Origin of the sequence: Sulfitobacter sp. 1A13679 (genome assembly GCF_043557115.1) — a bacterium.
GTDB classification, from domain to species: Bacteria; Pseudomonadota; Alphaproteobacteria; order Rhodobacterales; family Rhodobacteraceae; genus Sulfitobacter; species Sulfitobacter faviae.
Map to the genome: position 1 here is coordinate 137,497 of NZ_JBIFFO010000002.1, position 15,525 is coordinate 153,021.

Sequence of the window (15,525 nt, forward strand, 5' to 3'; positions counted from 1 at the left end):
GCCGGAAACATTGCCCACGGGCCTCACGCCACGTCAATAGGGCGCATTTCGGTTCTGGTCACTTTCCCCGCGCCTTTGTATAGAGAAAGATCACGAAGTGCCGACACTCGGCGCTGTGGAGCGGAGTAGAAAGATGACAGACTGGAGCACCTCGAGCTGGCGCAGCAAACCGCGCGTCCAGATGCCCGATTACCCTGACCAAGCCGCATTGGAAGCGGTTGAGGCACAGCTGGCACGCTATCCGGTCCTCGTTTTTGCGGGCGAAGCACGCCGGTTGAAGAAACATCTGGCCGCCGCGGGCCGTGGCGAAGCCTTCCTTTTGCAGGGCGGTGATTGCGCCGAAAGCTTTGAACAGTTCAGCTCGGACGCCATTCGCGACACCTTTAAGGTGATGTTGCAGATGGCCATCGTGCTGACCCATGGGGCCAAGGTGCCGGTGATCAAACTGGGCCGCATGGCCGGTCAATTCGCCAAGCCGCGCTCGGCCCCGACCGAAATGGTGGATGGCGTGGAACTGCCCAGCTACCGCGGCGACATCATCAACGATCTGGCCTTCAACGAAGCGGCGCGTATCCCCGACCCGCAAAAGATGCTGCGCGCCTATACGCAGGCCGCCGCCACGCTGAACCTGCTGCGCGCCTTCTCGACCGGGGGCTATGCGGATGTGCATCAGGTCCACGGCTGGACACTGGGCTTCACCGATGACGAAAAGGCCGAGAAATACCGTGAGATCGCCAACCGCATCTCCGACACGCTTGATTTCATGGCCGCCGCAGGGGTGACCGCCGAAACCGCGCATACGCTGCAATCGGTGGAATTCTACACCAGCCACGAGGCGCTGCTGCTGGAGTATGAAGAGGCGCTTTGCCGCCGTGACAGCCAGACCGGCAAGTGGCTTGCGGGCTCCGGTCACATGATCTGGATCGGTGACCGCACGCGGCAGCCCGACGGGGCGCATGTGGAATTTGCCAGCGGCGTGCAAAACCCGATTGGCCTGAAGTGTGGTCCCTCGATGACCAGCGATGACCTTAAGCAATTGATGGCCAAACTGAACCCCGAGAACGAAGAGGGCCGTCTCACGCTGATCTCGCGCTTTGGTGCGGGGCAGGTGAGCGATCACCTCCCGCGTCTGATCAAGACCGTGCAGGAAGAGGGCGCTAATGTTGTCTGGACCTGTGACGCGATGCACGGCAACACGATCAAATCCTCCACGGGCTACAAGACCCGGCCCTTCGATTCCGTGCTGCGCGAAGTGCATGAATTCTTTGCCGTGCATAACGCCGAAGGTTCCGTCCCCGGCGGTGTCCATTTCGAGATGACCGGCCAAGACGTGACCGAATGCACCGGCGGTGTGCGGGCGGTCAGCGACGAGGACCTGTCCGATCGCTACCACACCGCCTGCGACCCACGGCTCAACGCCAGCCAATCGCTGGAACTGGCCTTCCTCGTGGCCGAGGAACTGTCGAACCGCCGCGTGGCACAGACGGCGCGGGCGGCAGGGTAACAGCCCCGGCCTGCACTTGATTGTGACGATAGAAACGCCGTCCCGTTTTCCGGGGCGGCGTTTTCGCGTTCCGAGGGCGGCGGACGGGCTATTCCTGCTCTGACTTCACCAAACGCAGATAGGGCGGAATGTCACCCGTCGGGGCGGCGGTAAAGCTTGCTTTCGGCTCTGCGAATCCGGTTTCGCGTGGCAAAAGCGGCTGCTGCAGGGGATCGGCATGGCGCAGAGGTTTGGCCACCCCACCAAAAGCGCTGTGCCGCGTGGCCTGCGCCAGATCGAAGCGCCGCGGGGTTTGTCCGATCTCCCCCAGCACGACGAGACAGCCCAGCACCCGACTGACATCGCCCAGATCGCTTTTCAGCGGCAAGAGCAGCATCCGCCCCGTCAAGGCAGGCCGCCCATAGCTCGCCGCCGCGCCCATGTGCAGCGTGATCTGGCCGGGCATCTGAAACACTTCTTCCAGCGCTTCGCTGACATGGGGGCGCGATTGCGTCCCGAAAAAGGCGGTGATCGGCATGCCGCGCACCTCCATCCCCATGAGATCGCGTAGATGGCCGCCCGCGATCCGCAACCGTCCGACACCCACGGCGACACGTTCGAGGATAAAGGCATATTCCAATGCCTGCTCGATCCCGCGCGGGTCGATATCCGACCGCCGCGGCATCAACCTGTTGCCGCGCAGGGCCTCCCAATAGGCTTCGACCTGCGCGAGCGGGCCATAGCCAACATGCGTCCGATGATCTGACATGGCGACAACATTCTGCGCGGTGTGGCCTGTATTGCCCATTGAAACTCACCCATAAGGACTTGGCCAATACAGCAGCCGTTTTTGAAACGACAGCGGCACAATGCGGCCGTAAACATTACCAAATCATTAATACCGCAGGCGGTTAAGGAATTCGTCATGCTTTCGCTGAAGTGGTTAACGCGTGCGCCAAGGGATCCGCCGGGCCGAGGGGGCGGGGGCTTGCCCCTCGCGGGGGTTTCGCCGTAAGGCAGGACATGACCGCCCTTGCAAGGAACGCGCCGATGATCAGGTCCATGACAGGTTTCGCCTCTGCCTCCGGCGCTTTGGAGGGTTGGAGCTGGTCTTGGGAGCTGCGCGCGGTCAATGGCAAAGGGCTCGACCTGCGGCTGCGCGTGCCCGATTGGGTCGAGGGGCTTGAGGCCGCCTTGCGCAAGCAAATTTCGGCGGTGGTGGCGCGGGGCAATATCACCTGCAACCTGCGCATCTCCTCGGCTGAGAGTGACGGCAGCTTGCAGATCAACGAGGCGCATGTCGACACGCTGCTGACCGCCCTGCATGAGATCGAGGCCCGTGCGATGGATGCCGGTGTATCGCTGGCGCCCTCGCGGGCGAGCGATATCCTTTCCATGCGCGGCGTGCTGGAACAGGCCGATCAGGCCCAGGACATCGACGCGCTGCGCGCCGCATTGCTGGCGGAAGTGCCGACCCTGCTGCGTGATTTCAACGGGATGCGCGCGCAGGAAGGCGCGGCGCTGGCCGGTGTAATGCAAGAGCAGTTGACCGAGGTCGAAAACCGCGCCGCCGAAGCCGCCGCTTTGGCCGATGCCCGTAAGGAAGAGACCGCTGCCCAGTTGCGCCGCAACCTTGCGCGCGTGCTCGACAACAGTGAGGGCGCGGATGCGGACCGGGTGGCGCAGGAGCTGGCCATGATCGCGGTCAAAGCCGATGTCACCGAAGAGATTGACCGCCTCGCCGCCCATGTCGCCGCTGCACGGGCGCTGATCGGTCAGGGCGGGCCGGTGGGGCGCAAGCTGGATTTCCTGATGCAGGAGTTCAACCGCGAAGCCAACACGCTCTGCTCCAAGGCGCAGAGCACCGAATTGACGACTGTCGGTCTGGCCCTGAAGGCGGTGATCGACCAAATGCGCGAACAAGTGCAAAATGTGGAGTAAGACGTGACAAACCCAAGCCGACGCGGCCTTCTGATCATCCTCAGTTCCCCCTCCGGGGCGGGCAAATCGACCATGGCCCGCGCCCTGCGTGCATGGGATCCGACGATCAACTTCTCGGTCTCCGCCACCACCCGCGCCCCCCGCCCGGGCGAGGAGGATGGCAAGGATTACCGCTTTGTCGGCGAAGAGGAGTTCCGGCAGGCCGTGGCCGAGGGCGAGATGCTGGAACACGCCCATGTTTTCGGCAACTTCTACGGATCCCCCAAGGCCCCCGTGCAGGCAGCGATTGACGAGGGGCAGGACATCCTTTTCGACATCGACTGGCAGGGCGCACAGCAGATCCGCAACTCCGACCTGAACACACACACGCTGTCGATCTTCCTGCTGCCGCCCTCGATCACCGAGTTGAAGCGCCGTTTGGAAAGCCGGGGGCAGGACGATGCCGAAACCATCGCCAAGCGCATGGGCAAAAGCTGGGATGAGATCAGCCATTGGGACGGCTATGACTTCGTGCTCGTCAACGACGATCTCGACCAGACCGAGGCGCGGCTGAAATCCATCATCACCGCCGCCCGTCTGCGGCTGAGCCAACAGCCCGCCATCAAGGATCACGTCCGCCGCCTGCAATCCGAATTCGAGGAATTGAAATGACCCTTTACGCCCTTGCCGACGCCCGCCCCGAAGTCTCCCCCGATGCATGGGTCGCCCCTGACGCCAATGTCATCGGCAAGGTGACGCTCGGCCCTGAAGCCTCTGTCTGGTTCGGCAGCACCCTGCGCGGCGACAATGAGATGATCACCGTGGGCCGCGGCAGCAATGTGCAGGAGAACTGCGTCTTTCACACCGATATGGGCTATCCGCTGTCCGTGGGCGAAGATTGCACCATCGGCCATAAGGTCATGCTGCACGGCTGCACCATCGGCGACAACTCTCTGATCGGCATGGGGGCCACGGTGCTGAATGGTGCCAAGATCGGTAAGAACTGCCTGATCGGGGCAGGGGCGCTGATCACCGAAAACAAGGTGATCCCCGATGGGTCGCTCGTCATGGGCGTGCCGGGCAAAGTGGTCCGTGAGCTTGACGCGCAGGCGATCCAACAGTTGACCGCAAGCGCCAAACACTATGCCGAGAACGCCGCGCGCTTCCGCCGCGATCTTGAACCGCTCTGACATGGGCAACACCGCCGTTACATTGGCCGATGTGGTGGCGGCGCTGCCGCTGCCGAGCGTGGCCATCAACGCCGAGGAGCGGATTACCGTTCTAAACGCGCCTGCCGAGGATTTGCTGGGCAAGGGGCTGCTGGGCCGCCACTTTGTCACCGCGCTGCGCCAGCCGGGACTGGTCGAAGCGGTCGAGCGATGTCTTTCGGGGGCGGGCCCGTGCCAAGCACGGTTTACCAGCATCGGCGGCGAACATGGCACCACCTATGACGTAAGCCTGCGCCCGGTCGGCGACCATGGGATTGTCCTGCTCAGTTTCAACGATGTGACGGAGATGGCGCAGGCAGGCCAGATGCGCCGCGATTTCGTGGCCAATGTGAGCCATGAGTTGCGCACCCCGCTCACCGCGCTCATCGGCTTCATTGAGACGCTACAAGGCCCGGCACGCGACGACACGGCGGCGCGCGAGCGGTTTCTGGGGATCATGGCGCAAGAAGCCGAACGAATGAACCGGCTGGTGGGGGAGCTTTTGTCACTCAGCCGGGTCGAGGCCGAAGAACGCGTGCGCCCCGAGGCACCGGTTGATGTGCGTGATGTACTGCGCGGCACCCTGCGCAACCTCGCGCCGCTGGCGGTCGATAGCAATGTGACACTGGCGCCCAAACTGGGCGATGCACCGGCCCTTGTGCTGGGTGATGCGGATCAGTTGGTGCAGGTCTTCACGAACCTCATCGAGAACGCGATCAAATATGGCGGGCGCGACAACCGGGTTAAGATTTCGGTCAAACGCACGGCCCATGACCCGGCGATGCGCGGCCCCGCGGTCTATGTCAGCGTGCGCGACCATGGTCCCGGGATCGATGCGATTCACCTGCCACGGCTGACCGAACGGTTCTACCGGGTCGACAGCCACCGCAGCCGCGCTCTTGGTGGGACGGGGCTGGGATTGGCCATCGTCAAACACATCATGAATCGTCACCGCGGGCGTCTCAAGATCACCAGCACCCCCGGCGAAGGGGCCGAATTCCGCGTGATTCTGCCGATGAAACCGGGTTCTGACTGATCTTTGCAGAAATTTGGTGATTCAGGCCGACTGTCATGAAACTGTAACGTTGCTGTCACAAAAGCACAGCACCGCCTTCATAGACGGGGCGCAGATCACCATGGGGTGGTCACCAATTCGCATCTGACAGGAGATATCATGTCACTCGCAAAACTCACCACTTCCGCCCTGGCGATTGCCGCCGTATCTGCAACCGCTGCTGCCGCGCGTGACCAAGTACAGGTTGCCGGTTCCTCGACCGTGCTGCCCTATGCCTCCATCGTCGCCGAAGCCTTTGGCGAAAACTTTGATTTCCCGACACCGGTCGTGGAATCGGGCGGCTCCTCGGCTGGCCTCAAGCGTTTCTGCGAAGGCGTGGGCGAGAACACCATCGACGTGGCCAATGCCTCGCGCCAGATCAAAGACGCCGAAGTAGCGGCCTGTGCCGAGAACGGCGTGACCGACATCATCGAAGTGCGCATCGGCTATGACGGCATCGTCTTCGCCTCCGACATCAATGGCGAGACCTTCGAGTTCACGCCGGTCGATTGGTACAAAGCCCTCTCCGCCAAAGTTGTCGTCGACGGCGAAGCGACCGAGAACCCCTATACCACATGGGATCAGGTCAACCCCGACTTCCCCGCCCAGCCGATCCAAGCCTTCATCCCCGGCACCAAGCACGGCACGCGCGAAGTCTTCGAAGACAAGGTGATCCTCGCGGGTTGCGAAGAAACCGGCGACTTTGAAGCCTTCCTCGAAGCGGCGGACGGCGACAAGAAAGCCGCTGAGAAAGAGTGCATCAGCCTGCGCACCGACGGTAAATCCGTGGACATCGACGGCGACTACACCGAGACGCTGGCGCGCATTGAAAGCAACCAAGACGGCATCGGCGTCTTCGGTCTGGCCTTCTACGAGAACAACACCGACAAGCTGCAAGTTGCCACCATGGGCGGCGTCGAGCCAACCACCGAGAGCATCGCCTCGGGTGACTACCCTGTGTCGCGCCCACTGTTCTTCTACGTCAAGAAAGCCCACATCGGCGTGATCCCCGGCCTGAAGGAATACGCTGAATTCTTCGTCGCCGACGAAGTTGCCGGCCCCGACGGCCCGCTGGCCGAATACGGTCTGGTCTCCGACCCTGAACTGGCCGACACCCAGTCCGTGGTTGCCGATGAGACCGTGATGGGCAGCGGCTCCTAAGCCTTTACCCTTATCGCCGGGGGCGGGTGACTGCCCCCGGTTTTTCGCTTTTTGATCCACCGGGGGACATGTGGGACAAATACTGACAACAGGCGCGGTGCTGCCGCTGGTCATCCTGATCGCGGCACTGGCACTGGGCGGGTATTTCCTTGCGCGGCGTCGGGCTTTGGCCTCTGCCCAAGGTGACAGCCGCAAGCTGCATTCGCTGCCAAGCTACTACGGCTACAATGCGGTGATGAGCGTGGCGGTGCCCGCGCTTTTGGTTTTGGGCATCTGGCTGCTGGTTCAGCCGATGCTGGTGCAATCTTCGGTGGTTGATATGATCCCCGCCGAGGCTGTGCCCGAAGGCTCCTCCGTCAATCTAATCATGAGCGATGTGCGTCGTCTGGCCGATGGGCTGGACGCGGCCGTCTCTTCCGGCGCGCTCAGCGCGGCCGATGCGACCGATCTTTCCGCCGCCGATGACCTGCGCGCATGGCTGGGCGAACAGGGCGTTGCCTTGGGGGCCGAGATTAGCCCCGAGGTGCTACAAGCTGCGCAGGCTTACCGCGAGATGACGGCGACGGGCAATTTCTGGCGCAACATCATCGTGGCGCTGATCGCCTTGGCCGGGCTGGCCATGGTCTACCGCGAAACCGATGCCACCTTCCGCGCTCGCAACCGGGTCGAAGGGGGCGTGAAGGCGCTGCTGATCCTCGCGGCGTCGCTCGCGATCCTGACCACGGTGGGCATCGTGTTGTCGATGCTCTTCGAGACGATCAATTTCTTCAACCTGCATCCCTGGACTGACTTCTTCTTCGGCTCTTCCTGGGCACCGAACTTCCGCGGCGACAGTGACCTGTCGATCCTGCCGCTGCTTTGGGGGACGCTATATATCTCGCTGATCGCGCTACTAGTGGCTGTGCCCATCGGACTTTTCGCCGCGATCTATCTGAGTGAATATGCAGGCCCCAAGGTGCGCGCCACGGCCAAGCCGCTGCTGGAAATCCTCGCAGGGATCCCGACAATCGTTTACGGCCTTTTTGCGCTGCTGACCGTGGGGCCGTTCCTCGTGCAAGTCTTCGGACGCGGGGAAGAAGGGCTTTTGGGTGTCGACTGGATGTCGGGGGCGACCTCGGTCCTGACCGCCGGGCTGGTCATGGGCATCATGTTGATCCCCTTCGTTTCCTCCCTCTCGGACGACATCATCAACGCGGTGCCGCAATCGCTGCGCGATGGCTCCTTCGGGCTGGGTGCGACCCAATCCGAGACGATCCGCCAAGTGGTGCTTCCTGCGGCGCTGCCGGGCATCGTGGGCGCCGTGCTGCTGGCCGCGAGCCGCGCCATCGGTGAGACCATGATCGTGGTGCTGGGGGCAGGGGCCATCGCCCGCATCTCGGCCAACCCGCTGGAAGCCATGACCACCATCACCACCCGCATCGTCAGCCAGTTGACCGGGGACAGCGATTTCGCCAGCCCCGAGACGCTGGTGGCCTTCGCCCTTGGCCTGACCCTCTTCGTCCTGACCTTGGGCCTGAACGTGCTGGCCCTCTACATCGTGCGCAAATACCGGGAGCAGTACGAATGAGCGATATCCCCAACCCCGCAGCCCCCATCGCAGACCCGCGCGGAGCTTCGCTGCTGGTCCAAGACGGGCGCACCAAACGCCGCAACGCTTCCGAGGGCCGTTTCAAGCTCTATGGCATCATTGCCATCGTCATCGGCCTCTTGATGCTGCTGACGCTGCTCTTCACCATCATCTCCCGCGGGACCGGCGCGTTTCAGCAGACCTATGTGACGCTTTCCGTGCCGCTGCTGGAAGACAAGCTCGACAAAAACGGCAACCGCGATTTGGAAGACATCAAGAAGGTCTCGACCTTCGGATATTCGCCGCTGCTAAAAGCTGCCTTTGAAAACAAGGTCGAAGCGGGCGAGGTTGAGACCGATCTCAAGCCCAAGGCGATGGCAGATATCCTGTCGAAAGACGCCGCCGCTCAATTGCGCAACTACGTCTTGGCCAACCCGGAGCTGATCGGCACGAATGCCGAATTCGAGTTCCTGACCAACAGCCGTGTCGATGGCTACCTCAAGGGCCGCGTGACCCGCGAAAGCATCGCCAATGACAAGAACATCAGCGCCGAGCAGCTTGATCTGGTCGATGCGTTGATCGCCGACGGCAGCATCGAAAAGCGGTTCAACCTCGACTTCATCACTGGTGCCGACGCCTCTGACGCGCGGCCCGAAGCGGCAGGCATGGGGGTGTCGATGATCGGCTCTTTCGCGATGATGCTGGTGGTGCTGGTGCTGGCGCTGCCCATCGGGGTCGCCGCGTCGATCTACCTCGAAGAATTCGCGCCGAAGAACTGGATCACCGACATCATCGAAGTGAACATATCGAACCTCGCCGCGGTGCCCTCGATCGTCTTTGGTATCCTTGGCCTCGCGGTCTTCATAAACTACATGCACCTGCCGAACTCGGCTCCGCTGGTGGGCGGTCTGGTGCTGACGCTGATGGCCCTGCCGACGATCATCATCTCGACCCGCGCCTCGCTCAAATCGGTGCCGCCCTCGATCCGCGACGCGGCGCTCGGGGTAGGGGCCTCGAAAATGCAGTCGGTCTTCCACCATGTGCTGCCCCTCGCCGCACCGGGTATCCTGACGGGGACGATCATCGGGCTTGCCCAAGCCCTTGGCGAAACGGCACCTTTGCTGCTGATCGGCATGGTGGGCTTCATCGCCTCCAACCCGCCCGACAGCATTGCCGAAGGGCTGATGGCCCCGAACTCCGCCATGCCGGCGCAGATCTATGAATGGGCCAAACGCGCCGACCCGGCCTTCTACGAACGCGCGTGGGGCGGTATCATCATCTTGCTGGTGTTCCTGATCACGATGAATGCCATTGCCGTGCTGCTGCGCCGCCGCTTTGAGCGTCGCTGGTAAACCAAGGACGGGACCATGAAAGACAACAGATATTCGGAGAGTGACGTGACAACCCAACCCGTCAAGATCGCGGCCCGCAACGTGCAGGTCTACTACGGTGACAGCCACGCCATTCGCGACGTGGACATCGACATCAACGACAAGACAGTAACCGCCTTTATCGGCCCATCGGGCTGCGGTAAATCTACTTTCCTGCGCTGTATCAACAGGATGAACGACACAATTGATGTGGCCCGGGTGACCGGCGACATCCGCATCGACGGCGAAGACATCTATGACAAACGGGTCGACCCGGTGCAGCTGCGCGCCAAAGTGGGTATGGTTTTTCAAAAGCCAAACCCCTTCCCAAAGTCGATCTACGACAACGTGGCCTACGGCCCACGCATCCACGGGCTGGCCCGCAATAAGGCCGACCTCGACGATATCGTCGAACAGGCCCTGCGCCGGGGCGCGATCTGGAACGAGGTGAAGGACCGTCTGCACGCACCGGGCACCGGCCTCTCGGGCGGCCAACAGCAGCGTCTGTGCATCGCCCGCGCCGTGGCAACAGAGCCCGAAGTGCTCTTGATGGACGAACCATGCTCGGCTCTCGACCCCATTGCCACCGCGCAAGTCGAAGAATTGATTGATGAATTGCGGCAGAACTACTCCGTCGTGATTGTCACACACTCCATGCAACAGGCCGCGCGGGTGAGCCAGAAAACCGCCTTTTTCCACCTCGGCAACCTCGTGGAATTTGGCGACACCGACGACATCTTCACGCGGCCCCAAGATCCGCGCACTGAAAGCTACATCACCGGCCGTATTGGATAATATCATGTCAGATCAACACATTGCATCAGCATTCGACCGCGATCTGGAAGCCGTTCAGGCACAGATCCTCAAAATGGGCGGACTGGTCGAAGACGCCATTCGCCGTGGCGCGCAATCGCTGGAAACCCGCGACGAAGAGCTCGCCAATGAGGTGCGGGCAGGGGACAAGGCCATCGACGGGCTGGAAGAGCAGATCAACGAAAGCGCCGCCCGTGTCATTGCGCTGCGGGCGCCCACGGCGATCGACCTGCGTCTGACGCTGAGCGTCATCAAGATTAGCGCCAACCTTGAACGTATTGGCGACTATGCAAAAAACATGGCCAAGCGCACCAGCGTCTTGAACCAGATGGAGCCGGTGAGCGATAGCACGGGCGCAATCCGCCGCATGGCTGGCGCGGTTGAGGCGATGCTGAAAGACGCGCTCGACGCCTATATTCAGCGCGACGCGGATCTCGCGCGCGATGTGATCACCCGCGACGAAGATGTCGACCAGATGTATAATGCGCTCTTCCGCGAATTCCTTACCTTCATGATGGAAGACCCGCGCAGCATCACCGCCTGTATGCATCTGCATTTCATCGCCAAAAACGTCGAACGCATGGGTGACCATGTGACGGCCATCGCCGAACAGGTTGTCTATCTGGTGACCGGTGAGACGCCCGAGGACGACCGGCCCAAGGCCGACCGCACTTCGATCACCACGAAGGACTGAGACGATGGACGTCACACGACCGCAAGTTCTGCTGGTAGAAGATGAACCCGCGCAACGTGAGGTACTGGCCTATAACCTCGAAGCCGAAGGCTTTGAGGTGCGCCGGGCCGAAGACGGCGAAGAAGCCATGCTTCTGGTCTCAGAGGCCGCGCCGGATTTGGTGATCCTCGATTGGATGATGCCCTTGATGAGCGGCATCGAAGTTTGCCGTCAGCTTAAATCGCGCGAGGCGACGCGGCACATTCCGGTCATCATGCTCTCTGCGCGCTCTGAGGAAGTGGATACCGTGCGGGGGCTGGAAACCGGCGCGGACGACTATGTGATCAAGCCGTACAACCTCCGCGAACTCATGGCCCGTGTGCGCACGCAGTTGCGCCGCACACGTCCCGCAGCCGCAGGCGCGCTGCTGAGCTTTGACGACATTCAGCTCGACCCAGAGCGTCACCGCGTGAGCCGCGCGGGCAACGAGCTGAAACTGGGGCCGACGGAGTATCGGCTGCTGACGACGCTGCTGGAGAAACCCGGGCGCGTGTTCAGCCGCGATCAACTGCTCGACCACGTTTGGGGCCGCGACATCTATGTCGATACGCGCACGGTGGACGTTCATATCGCGCGTTTGCGCAAAGCATTGACGCGCGAAGGTGGCGGAGACCCGATCCGAACCGTGCGCGGCGCGGGTTATGCCTTGGGTTAAACTGTTTCATCTCCTCTCAGGAACCGCTTTATTTACATAATACTGATTATCAGTTTCATATATCACCATGCCAGCCCTGTTGTTGCGATTTTCTCGCCACAGTAGCACCGCAATGCCACCTGACGCTGGACAGCGCCAGTTTTGCTCCGTTAACACTATCTAGATGATTTAATGCGAGTGATTATGGCGTCTGTACTTATCTTGAACGGCCCGAACCTGAACCTTTTGGGCACGCGGCAGCCTGAGGTCTATGGCAAGACCACCTTGGCGGATGTTGAGGCACTCTGTGCCGACGAAACCGCACGGCTGGGTCTGGAGATGGAGTTTGCGCAGTCGAACCACGAAGGCAGCCTGATCGATCTGATCCACGCGGCCCGCGGCCAACATGCTGGTATCATTCTGAATGCCGGCGCCTATACCCATACCTCCATCGCGCTGATGGACGCCATCGCCTCTGTCGAACTGCCGGTGGTTGAAGTGCATCTGAGCAATATTCACGCGCGCGAGAGTTTCCGCCACACGTCTTATATCGCGCCTGTGGGCCTTGGACAGATCTGCGGCTTTGGCGTTCATGGCTATGTTCTGGCAATCCAAGCCCTTCAACGTCATATCGTAAGCTGATGATTTTGCGCGACTATCTGCATCAGATCGCGCATAGCCCGACAATCGAAGCACTCTGGGATGCCCATACGCGACAGATGGCAGACTATGGGTTCGACCGGCTGATCTACGGCTTTACGCGCTACCGCACACCGACCTCTTTGGGCGACCCGGCGGATTTCGTGATTTTGAGCAATCAAAGCGCGGAATACCTCAACGGCTACCTGCACAGCGGGCTCTACTTCAATGCGCCGATGCTCCGTTGGGCACTCAACAACGAAGGCGCTTGTAGCTGGGGCACCTTGGCGGAGATCACGCAGCGCGATGGCCTGTCGGAGACCGAAAAACGGGTGATCGACTTCAACGCCAGCATGGATGTGACGGCGGGCTATACGATCAGCTTCCGCTCGATCTCGGCCCGGTCCAAGGGGGCGATTGCGCTAACGGCGCGCCGAGGCCTGTCTCAGGATGAGGTGGATGCGATTTGGGCCACGCATGGCGCGGACATTCAGCTGATGAATGAAATTGCGCATCTGAAAATCCTCTCCCTGCCCTATAGCAGCCCCAACCGCAGCCTCACGCGGCGTCAACTGGAGGTGCTGCAATGGGTCGGAGATGGCAAGACCGCGCAGGATATCGCCCTGCTGATGGGCCTGACGGCGCCTACGGTCGAGAAACACCTGCGCCTCGCGCGGGAGGCTTTGTCGGTCGAAACGACGGCCCAGGCGGTGCTGAAAGCGGCCTTTGCCAACCAGATGTTTGTGATGGATCCGTAATATATTAGGGTATGGAATACCTTACTGGCACCTCAGGTAGTAGATGGCCATGGTCCGCCAGTATCGCGGGTGTTCGCACCCGCGGTACGACGGGCCCTAAATCCTTGTAATACCAAGGCGCTTTTTGGCTCGCCGGTCTCAGTCAGGTTTATTTTTCGCCTGGCTGACCGGATCCTTCCCCTGCCCCATCCAGAACCTGCCCTGATACTTCGAGCCGTCGTTTTTATCGGCGTCCCTATCGGTGGTTGGCCACGAAAAAGGGCGGCGCATCGGAATGCACCGCCCCATATTCATCATGTCGAGAAGGCTTAGCCTTTCGCGGCTTTCGCCACTTCTGCTGCGAAGTCTTCTTTGACGACTTCGATGCCTTCGCCAACTTCCAGACGCACGAAACCGGTGATGGTCGCACCCGCTTCTTCAGCGGCCTTGCCGACGGTCAGGTCAGGGTTCACGACGAAGGACTGGTTCACCAGTGTCACTTCGGACATGTACTTCTGCATGCGGCCAGTGATCATCTTCTCGATCACGGCTTCGGGCTTGCCGCTTTCGCGGGCAATGTCCATCTGAACCTGCTTTTCTTTCTCGACCACGGCCGGGTCCAGATCAGCTTCGGAGAGCGACGCGGGGTTCACAGCGGCGATGTGCATCGCGATCTGCTTGCCCAGTTCCTCGTTGCCACCGGTCATGGCGACCAGAACGCCAATTTTACCCATGCCGGGTGCGGCGGCGTTGTGGACGTAAGAGACGACAGTCTCGCCTTCGATGCTCTGCATGCGGCGCAGAGACATGTTCTCGCCGATTTTGGCGATGGCGTCTGTCAGGGTGGTTTCAACGGATTTACCGTCGATCTCAGCCGCTTTCAGCGCTTCGACATCGTCCACTTTCAGCGCGGCATCGGCGATGTTGCTGACCATGGATTGGAATTCGGCGTTCTTGCCGACGAAGTCGGTTTCGGAGTTCACCTCAACGGCGACACCGCGACCGCCTTCGACCTTAACAGCCACGAGACCTTCGGCAGCGGTACGGCCGGATTTCTTCGCCGCTTTGGCCAGACCTTTGGTGCGCAGCCAGTCGACAGCGGCTTCCATGTCGCCGTCGTTTTCTGTCAGTGCCTTCTTGGCGTCCATCATGCCTGCGCCGGTGCTGTCGCGCAGTTCCTTGACCATGGATGCTGTGATTGCCATCTCTTGGTTCTCCTTTGGAAATCGGGTGCAGGCTCAAGGCCCGCCTCTGGTGGAAATCGGGGCAGGTTACCCTGCCCCGTGTTTCAGGTCCGTGACGCTTAGCCTTCGGCTTTGGCGACGGTCTCTTTCTTGGATTCGATGTCCAGCGGTGCATCTTTGCCCATGGCATCGTCGTGCAGAGTCTCTTCGGACGCGTTGCCGATTTCGACGCCGGTGCTCTCTTCGCTCACGGCTTCTTCTTCGGGGGCTTCTTCCATGGCGCCCAGATCAACGCCTGCCGCACCCAACTGAGCCGACATGCCGTCGAGAGCAGCGCGCGATGCCAGATCGCAGTAGAGCGCGATGGCGCGGGCCGCGTCGTCGTTGCCGGGGATGATGTAATCAACACCGTCGGGCGAGCAGTTGGTATCAACCACGGCCACAACCGGGATGCCCAGCTTGTTGGCTTCTGCAATGGCCAGCGACTCTTTCTTCACGTCGATGACGAAGAGCAGGTCAGGACGGCCGCCCATTTCGCGGATACCACCCAGCGACGCTTCCAGCTTCGCTTGGTCGCGTTCCATGCCAAGACGCTCTTTCTTGGTCAGGCCTTCGAAGCCGCGCTCGGACTGCTCGTCGATGTTTTTCAGGCGGTTGATCGACTGCGAAACGGTCTGCCAGTTGGTCAGCGTACCGCCGAGCCAACGGTGGTTCATGTAGTACTGTGCGCATTTCTCTGCGGCGTCGGCGATCGGCTGAGCGGCCTGACGCTTGGTGCCGACGAAGAGAACGCTGCCGCCTTTGGCGACGGTGTCACGGATCACTTTCAGCGCTTCGTCCAGCATGGGGACGGTCTGTGTGAGGTCCATGATGTGGATGCCGTTGCGCGCGCCGTAGATATACGGGCCCATGCGGGGGTTCCAGCGCTGTGTCTGGTGACCAAAGTGTACGCCTGCTTCAAGCAGTTGGCGCATGGAGAACTCAGGAAGAGCCATGTCTTTATACCTTTCCGGTTTAGCCTC

The 15,525-nt window shown here is 61.2% G+C and carries 16 protein-coding genes; 13 read left to right on the top strand and 3 right to left on the bottom strand.

Annotation, left to right across the window (positions count from 1 at the left end):
- Positions 1-133 precede the first annotated feature (133 nt).
- Entirely contained in the window at positions 134-1,504 is a 1,371-nt protein-coding gene (locus ACGYLA_RS02335) for a class II 3-deoxy-7-phosphoheptulonate synthase (RefSeq protein WP_394429974.1), read from the top strand.
- Positions 1,505-1,592: 88 nt separating this feature from the next.
- Here ACGYLA_RS02335 and ACGYLA_RS02340 read toward each other — a convergent pair whose 3' ends face one another.
- Positions 1,593-2,252 (bottom strand): PAS domain-containing protein, encoded by a 660-nt coding sequence (locus ACGYLA_RS02340; RefSeq protein ID WP_394429976.1) that lies wholly within the window; start codon positions 2,250-2,252, stop codon positions 1,593-1,595.
- 281 nt (positions 2,253-2,533) lie between these two features.
- On the opposite strand from ACGYLA_RS02340, the gene ACGYLA_RS02345 reads away from it, so the two are divergent.
- From ACGYLA_RS02345 to ACGYLA_RS02400, 12 genes are all read left to right on the top strand, one after another.
- A complete protein-coding gene (locus tag ACGYLA_RS02345; protein ID WP_394429978.1) occupies positions 2,534-3,424 on the top strand; it encodes a YicC/YloC family endoribonuclease in 891 nt (296 codons plus the stop codon).
- Between the two features lie 3 nt (positions 3,425-3,427).
- A complete protein-coding gene (gene gmk, locus ACGYLA_RS02350) occupies positions 3,428-4,075 on the top strand; it encodes a guanylate kinase (protein WP_394401072.1) in 648 nt (215 codons plus the stop codon).
- Positions 4,072-4,593: a gamma carbonic anhydrase family protein gene (locus ACGYLA_RS02355; RefSeq protein ID WP_209217795.1), complete on the top strand. Its 522-nt coding sequence runs from the start codon at positions 4,072-4,074 to the stop codon at positions 4,591-4,593. Before gmk ends, ACGYLA_RS02355 begins: the two co-directional genes overlap by 4 nt.
- Position 4,594: 1 nt before the next feature.
- Positions 4,595-5,647, top strand: a complete 1,053-nt coding sequence (locus ACGYLA_RS02360) for an ATP-binding protein (protein ID WP_394430243.1) — start codon at positions 4,595-4,597, stop codon at positions 5,645-5,647.
- 138 nt (positions 5,648-5,785) lie between these two features.
- Positions 5,786-6,826 carry a substrate-binding domain-containing protein gene (locus ACGYLA_RS02365; protein ID WP_394429981.1) on the top strand — a complete coding sequence of 347 codons (1,041 nt, stop codon included), beginning with the start codon at positions 5,786-5,788 and terminating at the stop codon, positions 6,824-6,826.
- 70 nt (positions 6,827-6,896) lie between these two features.
- Positions 6,897-8,393 (top strand): phosphate ABC transporter permease subunit PstC, encoded by a 1,497-nt coding sequence (pstC, locus tag ACGYLA_RS02370; protein WP_394429983.1) that lies wholly within the window; start codon positions 6,897-6,899, stop codon positions 8,391-8,393.
- Positions 8,390-9,745: a phosphate ABC transporter permease PstA gene (gene pstA / locus ACGYLA_RS02375; protein ID WP_394429985.1), complete on the top strand. Its 1,356-nt coding sequence runs from the start codon at positions 8,390-8,392 to the stop codon at positions 9,743-9,745. Before pstC ends, pstA begins: the two co-directional genes overlap by 4 nt.
- A 15-nt stretch (positions 9,746-9,760) precedes the next feature.
- Positions 9,761-10,558: a phosphate ABC transporter ATP-binding protein PstB gene (pstB, locus tag ACGYLA_RS02380; RefSeq protein ID WP_067266771.1), complete on the top strand. Its 798-nt coding sequence runs from the start codon at positions 9,761-9,763 to the stop codon at positions 10,556-10,558.
- Positions 10,559-10,562: 4 nt separating this feature from the next.
- Positions 10,563-11,270 carry a phosphate signaling complex protein PhoU gene (phoU, locus tag ACGYLA_RS02385; RefSeq protein WP_209217798.1) on the top strand — a complete coding sequence of 236 codons (708 nt, stop codon included), beginning with the start codon at positions 10,563-10,565 and terminating at the stop codon, positions 11,268-11,270.
- A gap of 4 nt (positions 11,271-11,274) precedes the next feature.
- On the top strand, positions 11,275-11,964 hold the full coding sequence (gene phoB / locus ACGYLA_RS02390; RefSeq protein WP_067266767.1) for a phosphate regulon transcriptional regulator PhoB: 690 nt from the start codon (positions 11,275-11,277) through the stop codon (positions 11,962-11,964).
- A gap of 183 nt (positions 11,965-12,147) precedes the next feature.
- Positions 12,148-12,585, top strand: coding sequence for a type II 3-dehydroquinate dehydratase (gene aroQ / locus ACGYLA_RS02395; protein WP_394429987.1), 438 nt, complete (start codon positions 12,148-12,150; stop codon positions 12,583-12,585).
- Positions 12,585-13,340 (top strand): LuxR family transcriptional regulator, encoded by a 756-nt coding sequence (locus ACGYLA_RS02400; protein WP_394429989.1) that lies wholly within the window; start codon positions 12,585-12,587, stop codon positions 13,338-13,340. Before aroQ ends, ACGYLA_RS02400 begins: the two co-directional genes overlap by 1 nt.
- A 308-nt stretch (positions 13,341-13,648) precedes the next feature.
- Here ACGYLA_RS02400 and tsf read toward each other — a convergent pair whose 3' ends face one another.
- A complete protein-coding gene (gene tsf / locus ACGYLA_RS02405; RefSeq protein ID WP_394429991.1) occupies positions 13,649-14,524 on the bottom strand; it encodes a translation elongation factor Ts in 876 nt (291 codons plus the stop codon).
- Positions 14,525-14,622: 98 nt separating this feature from the next.
- Complete coding sequence (rpsB, locus tag ACGYLA_RS02410; RefSeq protein WP_067262080.1) at positions 14,623-15,498, bottom strand: 30S ribosomal protein S2; 876 nt, start codon at positions 15,496-15,498, stop codon at positions 14,623-14,625.
- Positions 15,499-15,525 lie beyond the last annotated feature (27 nt).

Coding starts and splice junctions, on each gene's coding strand:
- aroQ (WP_394429987.1), top strand. CDS start 12,148: ATGGCGTCTGTACTTATCTTGAACGGCCCGAACCTGAACCTTTTGGGC.
- pstB (WP_067266771.1), top strand. CDS start 9,761: ATGAAAGACAACAGATATTCGGAGAGTGACGTGACAACCCAACCCGTC.
- pstA (WP_394429985.1), top strand. CDS start 8,390: ATGAGCGATATCCCCAACCCCGCAGCCCCCATCGCAGACCCGCGCGGA.
- rpsB (WP_067262080.1), bottom strand. CDS start 15,498: ATGGCTCTTCCTGAGTTCTCCATGCGCCAACTGCTTGAAGCAGGCGTA.
- ACGYLA_RS02360 (WP_394430243.1), top strand. CDS start 4,595: ATGGGCAACACCGCCGTTACATTGGCCGATGTGGTGGCGGCGCTGCCG.
- ACGYLA_RS02340 (WP_394429976.1), bottom strand. CDS start 2,252: ATGTCAGATCATCGGACGCATGTTGGCTATGGCCCGCTCGCGCAGGTC.
- ACGYLA_RS02345 (WP_394429978.1), top strand. CDS start 2,534: ATGATCAGGTCCATGACAGGTTTCGCCTCTGCCTCCGGCGCTTTGGAG.
- tsf (WP_394429991.1), bottom strand. CDS start 14,524: ATGGCAATCACAGCATCCATGGTCAAGGAACTGCGCGACAGCACCGGC.
- ACGYLA_RS02355 (WP_209217795.1), top strand. CDS start 4,072: ATGACCCTTTACGCCCTTGCCGACGCCCGCCCCGAAGTCTCCCCCGAT.
- phoB (WP_067266767.1), top strand. CDS start 11,275: ATGGACGTCACACGACCGCAAGTTCTGCTGGTAGAAGATGAACCCGCG.
- ACGYLA_RS02400 (WP_394429989.1), top strand. CDS start 12,585: ATGATTTTGCGCGACTATCTGCATCAGATCGCGCATAGCCCGACAATC.
- phoU (WP_209217798.1), top strand. CDS start 10,563: ATGTCAGATCAACACATTGCATCAGCATTCGACCGCGATCTGGAAGCC.
- ACGYLA_RS02335 (WP_394429974.1), top strand. CDS start 134: ATGACAGACTGGAGCACCTCGAGCTGGCGCAGCAAACCGCGCGTCCAG.
- ACGYLA_RS02365 (WP_394429981.1), top strand. CDS start 5,786: ATGTCACTCGCAAAACTCACCACTTCCGCCCTGGCGATTGCCGCCGTA.